Raw genomic sequence first — 17513 nt, forward strand, 5'->3', positions numbered from 1 at the left:
CGGGCTTCCTTCACTTCCAGAATTATGTTCAAATCTAAGTCCTCTAGTTCATATCCAAGTAATCTTCCTAGAATTATATCTTTGAAGTTTATGTAGTTTTGTTTCTATTTTTCTAGTGTATTATTGTTTAATCTGTTTATCCAGTCATTTACTGGATTCATGTCGGTTGATTTATTTTTAGTTTATGAAACATTCTCAAAAATGTCATAAATTCATTTTTTAAAATCACATTTGAAAAAAACAAAAATAATATAAAAAGTGCACATGCTAATATTTAATATATGGTATTTTTACGTGGAAATTAATATTTATACCCTAAAAATAGAAAAATTAGAAGTTTAAACCATTAGATAGGTTTAACACTTTATGGTTGATTATCCAAATCGATTATATAAACGTTTTCAAGATTTTCAGGCCCTAATGGTGTATGGGTAGAAAGGTATACTGTTGGATTATTGGAAACAAATTCACGTACATTATCCAAAGTTTCACGTGCTAATTCTAAATCTTCAAATACTACGGATAACTTATTTGCATATAACGCCTCGTCAGTGTATGTTACATCTCCATGAAACATGTAATATTTATCCTCTTTTTCTGCTATCACAATACTGTTTCCGGTAGTATGGCCCTTTGCTTCTATTAGGTATATATTATCAGTAATTTTTTCTGAATTTGTAAAGTTATAATATGAACCATTGTTAAATTCTACGGGAATTATATTATCTCCTTCAAGTTTCATTTCCTCAGCTTCTATTTTGGAGATGTATACTTTGGCATTTGGAAAGCTTCTTATTTCACCTGTATGGTCTGGATGTTTATGTGTTATGAGAATTTTTGTTACATCTTCTTTCTTATATCCCAAATTTTCCAGTGCCGTTACATAATCTGTAATCGCTCATATATAGTGGTGCATCTTCCTCTCTTGGCATATTAGGGGTTTCTTTTGGCATTCCTGTGTCTGCCAAGATTACTTCATCACCGGTATCTATCACATAGTTTTGTAGGCTGGATATGTACTTGATTGAAGAATCAAATTTGTTTACTCCTTCTTTTCCACCAAAGGCAAACGCCTGGGTCATAAATCCATTTTATATAACTTAACTGCCTTTATTTCCATTAGAAAACCTCAACTTGATTATAAGAATTTGAATAAAAAGTTTTGTAATCCAATTTTTTCGGCTAATTCTATCTGTTCTTCACTCCAATACATGTCTTCTTCTTCATCTTTAAGATATTCTTTCATTAAGTCATATGTTGTTATATCAAAGATGCCTGATTCCATAAGCTCAGTTATTGTATTTATTCCATCTACTGATACCTGATAGTCTGCCTTGATAAATTCAAGTACATCTTCATATACCGGTTTTTCAGGTTGTTGTTGTTGTACTAGTGTTCCACCTAAGTCTAATATTCTGTCCATGAATTGTTCTACAAAGTCTAGTTCTTCTGCGGCATGTTCTGCATATTTTTCTCCAAGTTTTGTGAATCCCTGTGAGTTGAATATTTTTGATTGGATTCTGTGTTGGAATGAATTTGCGGATAATTCTGTTACGATCATTTGTAATGTTTTAATAGTTTCTTCTTTATTTGCCATTTTTTTTAACCTCAATAACTTTAAGACTTAACTAAGTTAAGACTATACATTAGTATATAATTAATAATATATAAAGTTGATTATAACTCCATGGAATTTATAGTTATTTTATGCAGATTCTCTTTAAATTTATCCTTATCGGCATCACTTAAAGTTTGTGTGAACAATGTTTCCCATTCATAAGTCAACTTCAGTATTTGATGAACCAATAATTCCCCCTTTTGGCTTAAGGATACAATTTTTTTAGATGAATTCTTTTCATCAATTTTTCGCACAATATATCCCTTTTTCTCTAATTTTTTCAACATTTTTGTCACATACGCTTCAGAAACAAACAACAAATTAGCTAATTCGCGTTGTGAGAATGATTTATAATAAAATATATTATATATGAATGTTATTTCACCCTGAGTAATATCAAAATTTGTTAACTTATTTTTTAGGTAATTATTGTATCGTAAGAGTATATATTCCATATAAAATGTTAATGGAGTAAAAGGCATTCTTTCATCCAAATTATATTTATCCATAATTTCACCTTGTATATTATTATATCCAACAAAATATTAATAATAATCATCAATATAAAAAAGAGGGGATTAAAGATAGTTCTATTATTATTTTATAATATCCATTAAAAATATGTTTATCATCTGATTAAATATCTTATACTGATGTTGAATTATCCAAAATTTTATTATCATTTCAAAATATGAATCTTTAATAATAAATCTTATTAAAATACTAAAAATGATACAAGACATATACATGTAATTACTTACAAATAATAGTAAGTCATTTTATGGAATTGTAATTTAGGTTATCAAAATTTTTCCAAAATTTAATGTAAAATGTATATGTACTAATATTATTAATATTTTCCAAATATACTAAAAAATTTAGTATATGTTATTATTTACATAAATAAACTATGCTATAAAAATTAATACATACAAAAAAATTAATGTATAGAAGATTATAATTACGATAATATATGTCTGATTTAGCATGGAAAACAATCCGACTTAGAGATGATGAATTTTATAATAATGAAGGCGAATTAAGTACGTTGCAGATTTAATCTGTTAATATTTTTTTCAATTTTTTTTTCATTCAAAGGATTTCGTGTTTAATTATTGTTTAATGTAGTATTCATTTATTCTATTTTTTTAATATTATTTCTATTTTATTTATATAGTAAATTAAACAATATAATTAATTATATATATTAAAGTAACTAATATATTATTAGAGATAGTTTTATGTTCTATAATTGAATTTACTGTATTTGATGTAAATTTTAAATAAAGTAATGAAATTTCTTGGAATTTCAAATTAACGTGTACATTAATGTGAAATTTCATTTAAATAGATAATAATGTTTTTATAATCAATTAAACCTTTTTGTGGTTTTTTATAAAAATGCATCGGAAGAGCATTTCCTTTATGGTATTAAAAATATTTATAAATAACTTAACAATCATAAATGTATCTTCATAAAATACTATCGGAAGATACCTTCCTATCAAAAAAATTAAGAGGTATAAAAAAATGTGTGGAATAGCAGGAGTAATATATAAAGATAAAAAAACACACAACGTTGGAAAATCATTAACATCAATGCTGGAATCCCTACAACACAGAGGACCGGATTCAGCAGGATTTGCCATATATGGCGGATTAAATCTACCAAAAAACAACTACCAATTAAACGTAGAAGTAAAAAACGAACAAGAAATATTAGACAAACTAAAAACAACAATCAAAGAAACAAGTTCAATATATAACGAAGAACTAATCAAATCAGACCAAAAACATAACGTATACCGTTGTGAAATAAAACTCAAAGAATATTCCATGTTAAAGCCATTAATCCAAAACCTGGATGAAATAGAAGACATCCAAGTAATAAACGGATCACACTCCTTTGAAATGATAAAAGACATTGGAAAAGTAAAGGACATAGCCAAAAGATACAACGTACCCAAAAGAAAAGGAACACATGGAATAGGTCATACACGATTTGCAACAGAAAGCGGAATAGACCGATACCATGCACACCCATATCAAAGCTACATAACACCCGACATAACCGTTGTACATAACGGACAAATCACAAACTACTGGAAAATAAGAGACCCACTCGAAAGAAAAGGACATGAATTCAAAACATTAAATGACACAGAATGCATAGTACACTACATAGCAGAAAAACTATCCCACGGATACAAACTGGAAGAAACTCTTGAAGAAGCAGTAAAGGATTTGGACGGTCCATTTTCAATACTTGTAGGAACACCAAATGGAATAGGAATAGCAAAAGACAAACTAGGACTAAGACCGGGAGTAATGGCAGAAAATGATGACGTATTTGCAATAGCATCAGAGGAAATGTCACTGCAGGACGTACTGGATACAAATCAGGTAGAACAAATAGCACCCGGAGAAACCAGGTCATACACCATATAAAAAAAGAAGTGAATAATATGAGTAAATATATAATTGATGCTGAAGATATGGACGAAAAAGAATTGAATCGTTCAATAAAGGAACATGCAGTAAATTATGATAAACTAATAATTAAAAATCCACAATCAAGACATAACATTGCTGCAGGTGTAACCGAAGAAGTGGAAATAGAAATAGATGGATCAGCCGGATATTTTGTTGGAACAATGATAGACGGTCCAAAAATACATATCAAAAGAAACGCCGGATGGTTTGCCGGAGACAACATGACCCGTGGCGAATTAATCATCGAAGGTGGAGTAGGTGATGGAGCAGGCCAAGGAATATATGGAGGAACAGTAGTCATAAAAGGTGATGCAGGTTCACGTACCGGAGAAATCATGAAAGGAGGAACAGTAATAATCGGTGGAAACAGCGGTTTCATGACAGGACTATTAATGATGGGTGGTCGACTGATAGTACTGGGAAACGTAACAGATGATGCCGGTGAATCCATCATGCGTGGAACAATATACGTACTGGGAGATGTAAAAAGCCTTGGAAAAAATGCAAAAATGGAACAATCCACATTAGAGGATCAAAAAGAGTTGAAAACATTACTTACAAAATATGGATTTGAAATAACTGATATAGATTATACAAACTTCAAAAAGATTACAAACGAATCCAATAACCACTTAATGGAGTGAGAACGATGTCAAAAGAAAAAATAGCTATGGTAGGAACACCCTGTGGAATAATGGCTGCCTCAAAAATACAGCATTATACCGACAGTCCAATATACTTTAAAATAGGTTTATTCTGTATGGAAAACTTCTCCTATCTATACTTCACAAAACTGTTGAAAGAATTAGATTTGACTATGGATGATATTGAAAAATTCAGAATAGAAAAAGGTTATGCATTCTTTAACCTGAAAAACGGGGACCAGGTAAAAATTTCATTATCAAAGGCAAAAACCGTTGTAAGAAAAAACTGCAATATCTGTGTAGAGCTGACATCGGAAACATCAGACATATCAGTAGGTTCCATAGGATCAGAAAACGGATGGTCAACTGTAATAGTCAGAACAGATAAGGGAGAAAAAATAATTAAAGATGCTATAAAACACAAATACATTAAGGCCAAGGAATTAACACCATCCCAACTTAAACTATTGGAACGCATAGCATCAAATAAGAAGAAAGCCAATCATGAAAATATAGAAGAACGAGAAGCAAAGGCACGCCCTGTATTATATCAAAGAGACAAGACTGACGAGAATATCATGGAGGAAATATCAGAATCAAACTTTGACGACCTGAGAGCAAACGTGATAAATGTAGGAGCATGTGTACTATGCGGAGCATGCGAATATGTATGTCCGGAAGAATTGATACTCATAAAAAATACAAAGCCACGAAAGAAACGAAAAGAATGTCCTCCTGATTGTCATAACTGCTTTGCAGTATGTCCAAGGACATTTGCACCTGTTAATTTAAGAAATGACCTGAATAAATCAATAGGTGATTATAAGAAAATTCTAACTGTAAAATCATTAAAACACAACAAAGGTCAGGATGGAGTAGTGGTAACTACAATACTTGACTATCTGATAACAAAAGGCATAGTTAATCAAGCCCTGATTGTTGATAAAAAAGAGGACCTGTCATGGAAACCTTATGCTAAACTAACCAAGGATATAGATGAAATAGTTAAAGCTTCAGGAACAAAGTACTCAGTATGTCCAGTATTCAAACCATTAAAACAATTAAAGGAGGATGTGATCTAAATGCCATTTGACGTTAACCGAAGATCAGAAATATGTAAACGAAACAACAACCGGCCTGGATGTTGTTGGTATTTATGTGACAATCCTAAACAGTCATTATGTAAAAATTGCTATAGCTGTTACAGCAACTGTCCACATGGCGTATATGAGATAATAAATGATGAGCCACAGCCTGTCCACCAGGAAAAATGTGTTGGATGTAAGATATGTGAAGAGATGTGTCCAAACAATGCCATATATGTAACGCCACTGCCGGATGAACATAGAGGAATATGGTCCAATTACACGATGCTTGAAATTAAACGTAAATCCATCGAAGGATCATACAAGGTAAGAGGATGTGGAGCAATAAGGCATGTGCCATCATTTGATGATTTAACCATACTTCCTGCTCAGGTATCAAGGCCTCCAATAGATAAATACAGGGAGCCATGTAACTCAGAGGTTGTATTGGGTGACAGATTTGCCGAAAATCCTATAAAGATATCTACACCTATAATGATAGGAGCTATGTCATTTGGTGCTATCAGTAAGGAAGCAAAAATAGCATTGGCACGGGGTTCCAAGCTTGCCGGTACAATTACTAATACCGGTGAGGGGGGAATGCTTCCTGAGGAAAGACATTATGCAGATAAGCTTATTGCCCAATATGCATCAGGTAGATTTGGAGTATCAGCCAATTACTTGAATAACGCCGATGCAATTGAAATCAAGATTGGTCAAGGTTCAAAAGCTGGTATGGGTGGTCATTTACTGGCTGAAAAGGTCACTGCCGAGGTTGCTAAGATTAGAAACATTCCTAAAGGTACCAATGCATTAAGTCCTGCCAGACATATGGATATTGTTGGTCCGGAGGATTTAAGATTAAAAATCAATCAGCTGCGTGACATTACAGATTGGAAAATACCTATTATGGTTAAATTTACGTCTGGTCGTGTAGAGCAGGACGTTAAAATAGCTGCAAAGGCTGGAGCCGACATTATAGTAGTTGACGGTATGCAGGGTGGAACCGGTGCAGGACCTGAAGTTGTAACCGAACATTCAGGTATTCCTACTATACAGGCTATTCTTGAAGCTGATGAAACCCTTAGAGAAATAAATCTAAGAGAAGAGGTAAGTCTTGTTGCAGCGGGTGGTATTCGTTCAGGAGCTGATGTGGCTAAGGCCATAGCATTAGGTGCGGATGCTGCTTATATTGGAACTGCTGCCTTGATATCACTGGGTTGTAAGGTGTGTCAGGGATGTAGTAAAGGAACATGTCCTAAGGGTATTGCAACACAGAATAGATTATTCAGACGTAGATTGGATCCCGTCAGGGGAGGAGAACATGTTGCAAATTACATTAAAGTAATGACCGAAGAGGCAAAGATGTTAACTCAACAAGCGGGTAATACCGACATACAAAAATTGGAGAAAGAGGACTTGGTTTCATTAACCATGGAAGCATCTCACATTACTGGTGTTCCACTGGTAAGAAAAGGATTCAGATAATTAAATATATATTTTGGTTGTCAGAAATCATTTTTTATCATATTGGAAGTATATTTGCTTCCACAATACTTTTTTTTTGAAAATATTTATTAGTTTTTATCCCATTTAATCTACTAGTTTGGGCAGTTTTGAAAAGTATTTTTAAATGAGTTTTAATAGCAGTATTCTTGTAATAAGACTTAAAAAAAAATAAATAGAGGATTATTTGAAATCATTTTTTAAAGGGTGGTGATGAGGAGATTTAATACTATTGTCATATTGGAAACGCTTCAGTTTACATTTCTATCACCTTCAATCTAAATTAATATTTTTTTTATATGTTCAGGTATCTTTCACGTTCATAGTCAAATACCTGTATTCTATAGTCATCCCATTCCTGACGTTTGATTTGATAGAACTGGTTGTATACAAACTCACCCAGTGCATTTTTAACTATATTGTCCTCTTCCAATGCATGGTATGCTTCCCATAAGCTAGTAGGTAGCGTATTTATTCCTTTATCTGCCAGTTCTTCTGGAGTATATTCGAATGCGTTGAATTCTGTAGGTTCTCCAGGATCCATTTTATTGTCCATACCATCAAGACCAGCTTCAAGCAATGCAGCAAATGCCAAGTAAGGGTTACATGATGGGTCTGCAGATCTGCATTCGATTCTTGTTCCGATTCCACGTGATGCTGGAATTCTTAGTAATGTTGATCTGTTTTTAAGTCCATATGCTATGTAGCATGGTGCTTCATATCCTGGTACTAATCTTTTATATGAGTTTACTGTTGGACTAAGTATAGCTGATAATGCTGGTGCATGTTCTAGTAATCCACCGATGAAATACATTGCTTCCTGTGATAATTGTGTTTCTGTATCCGGGTCATAGAAGATGTTTTTACCGTCTTTAAATAGACTCTGGTTACAGTGCATTCCACTACCGTTTACACCGAAGAATGGTTTTGGCATGAATGTTACGTGATAACCTAGTTTATCTACCAATGCTTTGATTGCCTGTTTGAATGTGATTACTGCATCTGCTGTTTTTAATGCGTCAGCAAATCTGAAGTCTATTTCATGTTGACCTGGTGCTACTTCGTGGTGGCTTACCTCTATGTTGAAGTCCAGTTTTTCAAGTCCTAGTACGATTTCCCTTCTTATATCTGTTCCTTTGTCTAGTGGTTCTACGTCAAAATAGTCAGCTTTGTCTGCCGGTTTGTATTGTCCATTTTCATCTTTTTCGATGATGAAGAATTCTGGTTCTGGACCCATATTGAACTGATATCCTCTTTCTTCTGCTTTTTTTAATGATTTTTTAAGTACTCCCCTTGGATCTCCTTCAAAATGTGTTCCATCCGTATTGTAGACATCACAGATAAATCTGCATGTTCCTTTGTCTTCCGGTCTCCATGGTAGTGCTGAGAATGTATCTAGATCTGGTTTTAATGCTAGGTCACTGTTGTTGATATCTGTAAATCCTGGTACTGATGAACCGTCGAATAACAATCCATCGTTTATGACATCTTCTGCGTCATCAGCTTTTTTTAGTGATACTGCCATGCTTTTTGGGGTACCATGAATATCTGAAAATTGTAGTCTTAAGAATTTTGAACCATGTTCATCTATCTCTTTAATTATACTATCTATTTTATCATCTTGTACTGACATATTTTACACCTTATTTGATTGAATGTTGAAATATTCTTTATATTTAGAAGTTTTTATTTAAATTTATAAATTATCGGAAGTGTGCTTCCTATTTCCTATTATCATTTTCATCATATATAAATGTTTTTATATAAAAAAGAAAAAATCATCAGAAAAAAAATCGAATAAATTAATTAATGCTATATTTAATAGAAATACTTTAATAATATATGATAATATATATCCATAATAATTAATTTGATGAATAAATTAATAATTTAAAGAAATTAACTATTTAACTCATAATGAATAAAAAAAATATTTAAATAAATTAAAATTTTTAAAAGAATAATATAATTAAAAAAGGATATCAAATTTAAAAAAACATAAAAAGGGAGATATGGTTAAGAAAGAAAGGGATATTTACAATCTATTTATTATACTTAAAATTCTACAGTAAATAGTTATATTAATATTTAGAAGTCATCATTTTTTAAAAATTCAATAATATTTTTATGTTTTATTCCTTTTTTAGATTAATAATTCTACTTATAATTATATTTTGTTAAGTATAAATATATCATGATAAATTTTTTATAATATGTTACGTAAATTATCTATTTAAAAAATAATTTATTATTTTGTTGAGTTAAGGCAACAAATTAATAAAAATCTATAATTCTATTAAGTTAATATAATATATTGATAAATAATTTATTTTTAGTTAAATATAGACACAAATTTAACTATATTCCCTTACTAATCAAAATTAAATTTAAGACTTAACTTAATAATCAAAAAAAATAATCATTTTACACATATACAATGCATAAAAAATTAATTCACTTTGGGTTGTTTTATAAAAAATCATAAAATATAATAAAAATAATGAGTAGAAATTTATATATAAATGATAAAGATACAACTATCGGTTTAATTAAAATATAAAGGTGATTTTTTTTGAATAAAAGTGACATAGAACGTGATTATTATATGTTACATGGCTCACTGGCTAAAAAAGGCTATGATTGGTGGTGGCATTCATTAACGGCATATAATAAAGAAACGAAAGAAGCAAAAGCATTCTTTATTGAGTATTTTGTATGTAATCCTGCATTGGCTGAAGATAAACCAACATTAGGTCAACATCCTGAAAATCAAAGATTAGGTAAAAAACCATCATACTGCATGATAAAAGTCGGAAGTTGGGGAAAGGATGCAAAACAGATACACAACTTCTATTCAATGAAAGAATTCTCATGTCCAAGCGATAAACTTGACATAAAAGTAGGAAACTGTAGTCTAACTGAAAAACATATGGAAGGATCATGTATTGTAACAGAACAAGAAGCAAAAGAACATCCTGAGTATATGTGTGATGCGGGTAACATGAGCTGGAACTTGGATATAGATAAACAGATTACATTCAATGTAGGCTATGGAGCAAATAAACTCTTCAGAAAACTAAATTCCTTCGAGATGTTCTGGCATGCAGAAGGAATAAAAACACAATACTCAGGTACAATAATACTTGATGGAGTGGAATATGAAGTAATCCCGGAAAAATCATATGGGTATGCGGATAAAAACTGGGGAGGAGACTTTACCAGCCCGTGGCTATGGATATCCTCATGTAACATTACCAGCCTGATAAGTGGTAAAAAATTGAACAACTCAGCATTTGAAGCCGGTGGAGGACGACCAAAAGCATTTGGAATAGAAATACCAAGAAAGCTTCTAATCGGTTTCTACTATGAGGGAAAAATGTATGAATATAACTTTGCAAGATTCTGGAATATGGTAAAGATAGACTTTGACTTCAAGGAAGGAGAAGATATTCATACCTGGACTGTCAAAGCATCAAACAAGGATTCATTCATGGAATTGACACTACACTGTAAGCGTGAGGGGATGCTGCTTATTAACTATGAAGCACCGACTGGACTAAAATTACATAATCGCCTATGGAATGGTGGAACAGGATATGGTGAAATAAAATTATATAAAAAGAACGGAGATTTAATAGATCACGTTAAAATAGAAAATACCGGATGTGAATATGGAGAATATTGTTAAAAAAATAATAAACATGCTAAATAGAGGTGTAATATGAATTACTTTAAACTAATTCTTAAAAACCCATTTAGAAACAAGACCAGAAGTTTGCTAGCAATAATAGGCATAGCCATAGGGATTGCTACAATAGTAGCGTTAGGGCTTATAACAGCATCCCTTGAGGATTCAACAGAGACGACATTGAAGGATGGCTCAGCCGAAATTACAGCTACAAAGATTGGCAGTTCCCTGTCATCATCCTCAGGTAATCTTAATGAAAGCTATGTGGAAGAACTATCCAAAATTGACGGTGTTGAAAAAACAGCGGGAATGCTGGAAAGCAACGTTATCGACACATCAAAAAATAGTGATTCGAGCCGCTATGGTTTTAGTCTTTATGGGGCAAAAAAAGATGACTTATCCATTGTGGGCATAAGCAATGTAAACGGTAGCATATTTAATGAAGATGAAAACGAACTGATAGTTGGAAAAAACCTGGCCGATGAGGAAAACTATACAATCGGCGATAAGATAGATGTATACGGCAATGAATTTAAAATAACCGGTATCTATGAAACGGGTTCCATATTCTATGACTCAGCGATGTATACCAGCTTAAGTAAATTACAGAACTTAACAGATAATGAAGATAAAATATCAAGCATATCCATCAAAATTAAAAAGGACGCTAATCTAACCACAGTAAACGATAAAATAAAGAATGAATATAACGATACATTAAATACCATCACAACAGAGGAGATGGCTCAAACAATAGATGATACACTTGACATGATTAATTCGGCAACTACCGCGATAGAGGCACTTGCAATAATCATTGGAGGACTGGGTGTTATCAATACCATGATGATGACAGTATTTGAAAGAACACGTGAAATAGGTGTTCTAAAATCAGTGGGCTGGACTAAAAAAAGAATCCTTGCCATGATTATGGGCGAATCAATTGTACTAACCATAATATCTGGTATTATCGGGTCAATATTGGGTGTACTTGCTGTTTTCATATTATTTAAAGTCAATGGAGATAACATGACTTTGATATTTAACATTAACATATTCATCAAGGCATTTATTGTAGCTTTAAGCGTAGGTATTATAGGTGGTTTATATCCTGCAATCAAGGCTTCAAGGTTATCACCTACCGAGGCATTACGATATGAATAGGGGTGTTTTGAATGTCAAATATTGTAAGTATCAGAGACCTTAAGAAATTCTATGATAACGGTGAAACGAAGGCATTAAACGGAATCAACCTTGACATTAAGAAAGGTGAATTCGTATCCATAATCGGCCCGTCAGGTAGCGGTAAATCAACACTTCTTAATATGATCGGTGCACTTGACTATCCCGACAGCGGCAGCATAAAAGTTGATGGTATTGACTTGAACAGTTCAAAGGAGAATCTATCAAAGTTTAGAAGCCAAAAGATTGGATTCATATTCCAGTTGCATAATCTAATTCCAAATCTCAGTGTACTTGAAAACGTTGAAATACCATTAATCGGAAAACACTTAAGGGTTAATAAATCCAATGAAAATAAGGCCGTGGAATTACTTGAAAGTGTTGGTTTGGCGGATAAGATTCATCAAAATCCTACAAAAATGTCCGGTGGTCAAAGACAGCGTGTAGCAATAGCAAGGGCACTTGTAAATGAACCGTCAATTATCATAGCTGATGAACCAACCGGTGCATTGGATACTAAAACCAGCCAGAAAATAATGGATTTGCTTAAAAAATTACATAAAAAGCGTAACGTAACGCTGATAGTGGTTACTCATGATCCAGCTGTTGCCAATCAGGCCGATAGAATAATAACAGTACGTGACGGTCAAATAATTGAATCCGATGATGAACTTGTCAATACAACCATTAACAGTAATGATGAAATAGTCGATAATAATATGGATTTTGTTGACTATGTGACAAATGAAGATAATATAGGTTGCATGATTCCAAGAAAAATAGTTGTCAAAATGGATAATAAGAAAATGCAGCTATACATCAAGGCTTTAACCAGCAATCAGATTAAAAGGGCAAGGTTGGATGAGGAAGAAGGCAAGTCTACCTTCCAGGAATCCATTGTACATATGGGTTCATATAGCTTAAGTGGAAAACAGATACCAATAGCTGTGCTTCAGAGTAAAATACCTGCCGGCGTGATAGATCAGATTTCTGATAAAATAATCAAATATAGCTTATATGGACAATAATTTAATCTCCCTCATTTACTATTTTTTTAAAAAATCTCCCTTTCTATTGAAGGATTTTTTTAAATTAACATGGATAAATATTAAATCATTATACAAAAGGTATAGAAATGGCTGCGGAAATTCATATTGCAAATAATCTCTTTGCTTTTTATATTTCAGGTTTTGGCCTTGATAAGATAACAACCAATGTGGATATGCTCTCATATAGTATGGATATAATATGTGTAATAATAATTAGCATATTGCTGTTGTATCTGTCTAGTAAACAGGATTGTTTTAAAAATACGGATGGTTAAATATTCAAACAATTTTTTTCTCTTTTTTTAGGTAATGTAATTTATCGTAAAGGTCATAATTCATAGTCTAATCTTATAAAAAAAAATAAAATGTGGGGATTATAAAAAAAATTGCTATCTGCTTAGATTAGCACCCATTTTAAATACTTCTTCCATGTCAATTGGAAACTGGTTCTCATTAGATTTTATCTTATCTTCCTCATTGAACATTCCCATATTGTACTTGCTGTAATCATTAACCTGCAATGTATTGCATGAAGGATATATCTCAACTTCACCATTCAAGAAGTTAAACAATCCTTCAAAGCTGGCAAATTTATCCTTATAGTCACTTTCATAATATTCAAGTGGAGCGTTCATTGTATATATCAATCCGACATTAATTTTTCCTTCAAAGTAGTTTCCACCATCATAGGATAGTGCCACAAATATCAATCTTTCAATAAATGCCTTGTATTGACTTGCAGGTTCTCCCATATATATAGGAATACCTATAAGTAATGTATCGGCTTCATATACTTTATCTATAAGTGGTGAAAGATCATCCTTCCAGAAACATTTACAGCGTTCCATATTCTTCATCTTACATATAAGACAGCTTCTACAACCGGTGAAGTTCAAGTCATATAAGTCAACATATTCTGTTTCGGCTCCTACAGACTTGGCACCTTTTTGTGCTTCTTTCATTAGTTTTGCCGTGTTCCAGTCTTTACGTGGACTGGCATTTACCACTATCGTTTTCAAATCAATCACCTGTTATCCTATAAAAAAAGAAATATCAAATAAAATATTTTTTACTCCTTATGTTCAATTTAATTATTTATTGCTGAATATATTTAAGAGTTTCACTGTTTTGGTTTTAGTTTTCCATAGAAATATGATGCAGTTATCACCATCTATCAAGAAATCAAGGCCAAGAATGAATGAAACGTCCTCATTCAATAATAGCTGTGCCAGATTAGCAACTTCATCTGCCTTTTTAGGTCTTCATGATTGACACTTTTCATAAATATTCCTATAAAAATCTCCTCTTGGGCCTTTGAATTTTCTATGGTTAGTGGTGTTACAATTATTCCCGGTGATATCGAGTTTATCCATGAATTTCTTTCACATCACCTGCATGCTTCATATGTTATATACCTGCTCCTTTTTTAATGGTAATTTTATTGCATATTAATATATGATTTAAAAAAAATTCCTATTTAACTGTTAATTTTATATTTTTATGAGGTCTTGTACGTCTATACTTAACCCTTGGAATTCCTATGACAAAGGCGGCATACATATGTTTGTTTGAATCTATTTCAGGGAAGAATTCCATCAACTTATCATTATCAACCTCTTCAGCCATGCCTATAAACAAGGAATGAAATCCGCCCAAACCTAAAGTATATGCCATTAATTCAATACGTGTCATTGCTATAACGGCGTCGGTCTTATTTTCACTAAATGCCAATAATAACTGTTGACCTTCCCATAACAATGGATGTCTTTTGGGATTTCGATTTTCATCCCTTAAATAATCACCAACCTGTTTTATTCTAAAGAATTCATCTTCCTTGGCTCTTATGATATCATATACATGATCTATAAAATCGTCTAGATTCTCTTCAACCAATGCAAATTCCACATCCTGTATATTCTGTCTGTTGGGACTGTAATATGCAGCTTCCATCAATTTTTCAATTACATCAAGAGGTATTTTTTCATCCTTAAACCACCTGCATGTTCTTCTTTGCTTATAGAACTGAAGCAAGTCATCATAACTTACAGGAATGTCATCCGGATTATATTCCTCTACACGGTCTATTTGATTGGAGTAGGCCTTTATAGAAATGGCATTTGTAGGACATAACGTAGAGCATTGTCCACAGTCAAAACAATTGCTTTCAACATCAACCGCTTTTTTATCCATTATTTCAATATTGTCCCTGATACATACCTGCTTACATAATCCACATCCTATACACTTGTTTTCATCAATGATTAAATGTTTAATACGAAAACCCCCTATAATAATATATTATTATGTATATATCTATTTAAAAGTATATTAATAATTATTCTATTATGCATGAGGACATGTAGTTCTAAAGGACACATCCCAAAAAAAAATTAGAAATAAATTTTTTTAATGAAAACAGACATAAATATATATTAACATAAATTCAATCAATAATTCTATAAAGAGGTGTGTCATGACAGAAAGCATCAAGATAAATCCCGAATGGATCATATGGTCAAGAAAATCATTAAACTATACGCTTGAAAGTGCCAGCAAGAAGTTGAAAGTCCAGGAGTCAACACTATCCAAGTGGGAAGAAACGGGAATACTGACCTATAAAAACATGAACAAACTGGCAAAGGTATATGATGTTAGTCCACTATTGTTTTTAAACAATACACCTCCACCAAAAATAGAACAATACGTCAAGGACTATAGGACAATGAACGATAAAAGGATATTGTCAAGTCCTGAAATATTAAAGGAAATAAAACATGCAAAACGTAAAAGACTACTTCTATTGGAAATAGCAGACAAGCTGGACAAGGATTTGTCATTCAAATACTATCAAAACGAAAACAAAAGCAAAACAAAAATCGTTGAAATAATCAGAGAATCTTTGGATATCAATGCAGACAAATTAAACAATTACACAACCGACGATTGGATAAAGCAATTCGAAGCACTCAACATATTAATATTTAAATTCTACAATATAAAACCGGAGGACATAAATGGATATGCATTCAACAACCAATACCTACCGATAATAGGTATTAACAATAGAAACTCCGAGATTGAAAAGATATATTCATTATTTAATGAATATGCACACCTTCTTATCAGCAAGGATGGAATAAGCGGAGACTATAATACACAAAAGGATGAACGACTCTGTAATTCAATAGCATCCGAGATAATGCTACCCGAGAAGGAAATTAAAAAGATTAGAATAGCAAACATAAACAGTGTTATAAGAATAGTTTCAACACGTTATAATGTAAATATGGAAACCGTATTGTATAGGCTACGAAATCTCAATCTATTAACCGATGAGCAATTGGAAGAACAGTTAAATAAAAGAGTCTACAACAGCGATGAAGAAGCAATAGAACAAGAGGATACACAGTCAGAACTACTTGTGGATAATACAAAACTTGTCAAAAAATCAACCGATAAAAAGAAAAACAATCAAAAACGATTAAAAAACTTAGCATCCAGAAACATTAACCAAAATGGACGATTATATACACAGATATTACTGGAGGCATATGACAATAACCTTATAAATGACTTGGATTTATCCAATGAATTGGGAGTACCACATAGCGTAATACCATATCTAATAAATAAAATCAGTGGGGTGCGAAGATGAGCAAAGCCAAATATCTAATAGATACCAATATTTTCCTCAGATTCCAAAGCGGTGAGGAATATGATAGGGAATGTTTCCCCACTCATTATGATAACTTCCTTAAACTATTGGATGACGGTACTGCTATATCCATAGACAAGGTTAAAGATGAACTGGATGATGAATTCTTCTGCGTTGAATATGAGGACATATTCAAAGCCAGTATCACAAATGAAATAACTGAAACATACAATAACTTAAGATCCAGAATACCCGACTACTTTGATACGGTAAGCGTTGAAAATCCATTTGATGCGGACCAATACATCATAACCTATGCATATCACAACAATTTATGTATAGTTACACAGGATGAATACCTGTCCACATCAATCATCAATCCAGCGATAAAAAAGTACAATATACCAACAATATGTGATTATCTGGGTGCAATATGTGTAGATAACCGTGACAAAAAAGACAACATTGGCAAGTATAATGATGGTTTTGGATGCATCTGTTTAACGGAATTAATTAAAATAGAGCATTTAATGAAACAATAAACAATTACTCATATTTCATATTTTTAAGGCCGAAATTATAAAAAAATATTA

The 17513-nt window shown here is 32.3% G+C and carries 17 protein-coding genes; 10 read left to right on the forward strand and 7 right to left on the reverse strand.

Annotated features, from left to right (window positions below; genetic code table 11):
- Positions 1-364: 364 nt before the first annotated feature.
- The 4 genes from AW729_RS02080 to AW729_RS02090 form a co-directional block, all read right to left on the reverse strand.
- Entirely contained in the window at positions 365-865 is a 501-nt protein-coding gene (locus AW729_RS02080; protein WP_204355189.1) for an MBL fold metallo-hydrolase, read from the reverse strand.
- Entirely contained in the window at positions 855-1082 is a 228-nt protein-coding gene (locus tag AW729_RS11390; protein ID WP_204355190.1) for a hypothetical protein, read from the reverse strand. The genes AW729_RS02080 and AW729_RS11390 overlap by 11 nt, the downstream gene beginning before the upstream one ends.
- Before the next feature lie 56 nt (positions 1083-1138).
- The gene (locus AW729_RS02085) at positions 1139-1597 is read right to left on the reverse strand and encodes a bacterioferritin (protein WP_112123531.1); all 459 of its coding nucleotides are present in this window, start codon (positions 1595-1597) and stop codon (positions 1139-1141) included.
- 80 nt (positions 1598-1677) lie between these two features.
- Positions 1678-2127 carry a MarR family winged helix-turn-helix transcriptional regulator gene (locus AW729_RS02090; RefSeq protein WP_112123532.1) on the reverse strand — a complete coding sequence of 150 codons (450 nt, stop codon included), beginning with the start codon at positions 2125-2127 and terminating at the stop codon, positions 1678-1680.
- A 1021-nt stretch (positions 2128-3148) separates the two neighbouring features.
- Between AW729_RS02090 and AW729_RS02095 the strand changes: the two genes are divergently transcribed.
- Genes AW729_RS02095 through AW729_RS02110 form a run of 4 tightly spaced genes read left to right on the forward strand, consistent with a single transcriptional unit; the run spans position 3149 to position 7328 of the window.
- The gene (locus tag AW729_RS02095) at positions 3149-4066 is read left to right on the forward strand and encodes a glutamine amidotransferase (RefSeq protein ID WP_112123533.1); all 918 of its coding nucleotides are present in this window, start codon (positions 3149-3151) and stop codon (positions 4064-4066) included.
- Between the two features lie 17 nt (positions 4067-4083).
- Positions 4084-4755, forward strand: coding sequence for a tributyrin esterase (locus tag AW729_RS02100; protein ID WP_112123534.1), 672 nt, complete (start codon positions 4084-4086; stop codon positions 4753-4755).
- 5 nt (positions 4756-4760) lie between these two features.
- A complete protein-coding gene (locus AW729_RS02105; protein ID WP_112123535.1) occupies positions 4761-5837 on the forward strand; it encodes a Coenzyme F420 hydrogenase/dehydrogenase, beta subunit C-terminal domain in 1077 nt (358 codons plus the stop codon).
- Entirely contained in the window at positions 5838-7328 is a 1491-nt protein-coding gene (locus AW729_RS02110) for a glutamate synthase-related protein (protein WP_112123536.1), read from the forward strand. It begins immediately after the preceding gene.
- 313 nt (positions 7329-7641) lie between these two features.
- Here AW729_RS02110 and glnA read toward each other — a convergent pair whose 3' ends face one another.
- A complete protein-coding gene (gene glnA, locus AW729_RS02115) occupies positions 7642-8979 on the reverse strand; it encodes a type I glutamate--ammonia ligase (protein ID WP_112123537.1) in 1338 nt (445 codons plus the stop codon).
- 939 nt (positions 8980-9918) lie between these two features.
- Between glnA and AW729_RS02120 the strand changes: the two genes are divergently transcribed.
- The 4 genes from AW729_RS02120 to AW729_RS11130 all read left to right on the forward strand — a co-directional run bounded on the left by AW729_RS02120 (position 9919) and on the right by AW729_RS11130 (position 13540).
- Positions 9919-11034 carry a tocopherol cyclase family protein gene (locus AW729_RS02120; protein WP_112123538.1) on the forward strand — a complete coding sequence of 372 codons (1116 nt, stop codon included), beginning with the start codon at positions 9919-9921 and terminating at the stop codon, positions 11032-11034.
- A 33-nt stretch (positions 11035-11067) separates the two neighbouring features.
- Positions 11068-12198: an ABC transporter permease gene (locus tag AW729_RS02125; RefSeq protein ID WP_112123539.1), complete on the forward strand. Its 1131-nt coding sequence runs from the start codon at positions 11068-11070 to the stop codon at positions 12196-12198.
- Between the two features lie 11 nt (positions 12199-12209).
- A complete protein-coding gene (locus tag AW729_RS11705; protein ID WP_112123540.1) occupies positions 12210-13244 on the forward strand; it encodes an ABC transporter ATP-binding protein in 1035 nt (344 codons plus the stop codon).
- Between the two features lie 107 nt (positions 13245-13351).
- On the forward strand, positions 13352-13540 hold the full coding sequence (locus AW729_RS11130) for a hypothetical protein (protein WP_162685735.1): 189 nt from the start codon (positions 13352-13354) through the stop codon (positions 13538-13540).
- A 114-nt stretch (positions 13541-13654) separates the two neighbouring features.
- Here the strand turns inward: AW729_RS11130 and AW729_RS02135 are convergent, their stop codons facing one another.
- Entirely contained in the window at positions 13655-14284 is a 630-nt protein-coding gene (locus tag AW729_RS02135; RefSeq protein WP_112123541.1) for a flavodoxin family protein, read from the reverse strand.
- A gap of 454 nt (positions 14285-14738) precedes the next feature.
- A complete protein-coding gene (locus tag AW729_RS02140) occupies positions 14739-15560 on the reverse strand; it encodes a nitroreductase family protein (RefSeq protein WP_335645366.1) in 822 nt (273 codons plus the stop codon).
- Positions 15561-15738: 178 nt separating this feature from the next.
- Between AW729_RS02140 and AW729_RS02145 the strand changes: the two genes are divergently transcribed.
- Both AW729_RS02145 and AW729_RS02150 read left to right on the forward strand, forming a co-directional pair.
- A complete protein-coding gene (locus AW729_RS02145; protein ID WP_112123542.1) occupies positions 15739-16920 on the forward strand; it encodes an XRE family transcriptional regulator in 1182 nt (393 codons plus the stop codon).
- Positions 16917-17462, forward strand: a complete 546-nt coding sequence (locus AW729_RS02150) for a DUF4411 family protein (RefSeq protein ID WP_112123543.1) — start codon at positions 16917-16919, stop codon at positions 17460-17462. The genes AW729_RS02145 and AW729_RS02150 overlap by 4 nt, the downstream gene beginning before the upstream one ends.
- The last annotated feature ends 51 nt before the right edge of the window (positions 17463-17513 follow it).

This window comes from Methanosphaera sp. BMS (assembly GCF_003268005.1).
GTDB lineage: Archaea > Methanobacteriota > Methanobacteria > Methanobacteriales > Methanobacteriaceae > Methanosphaera.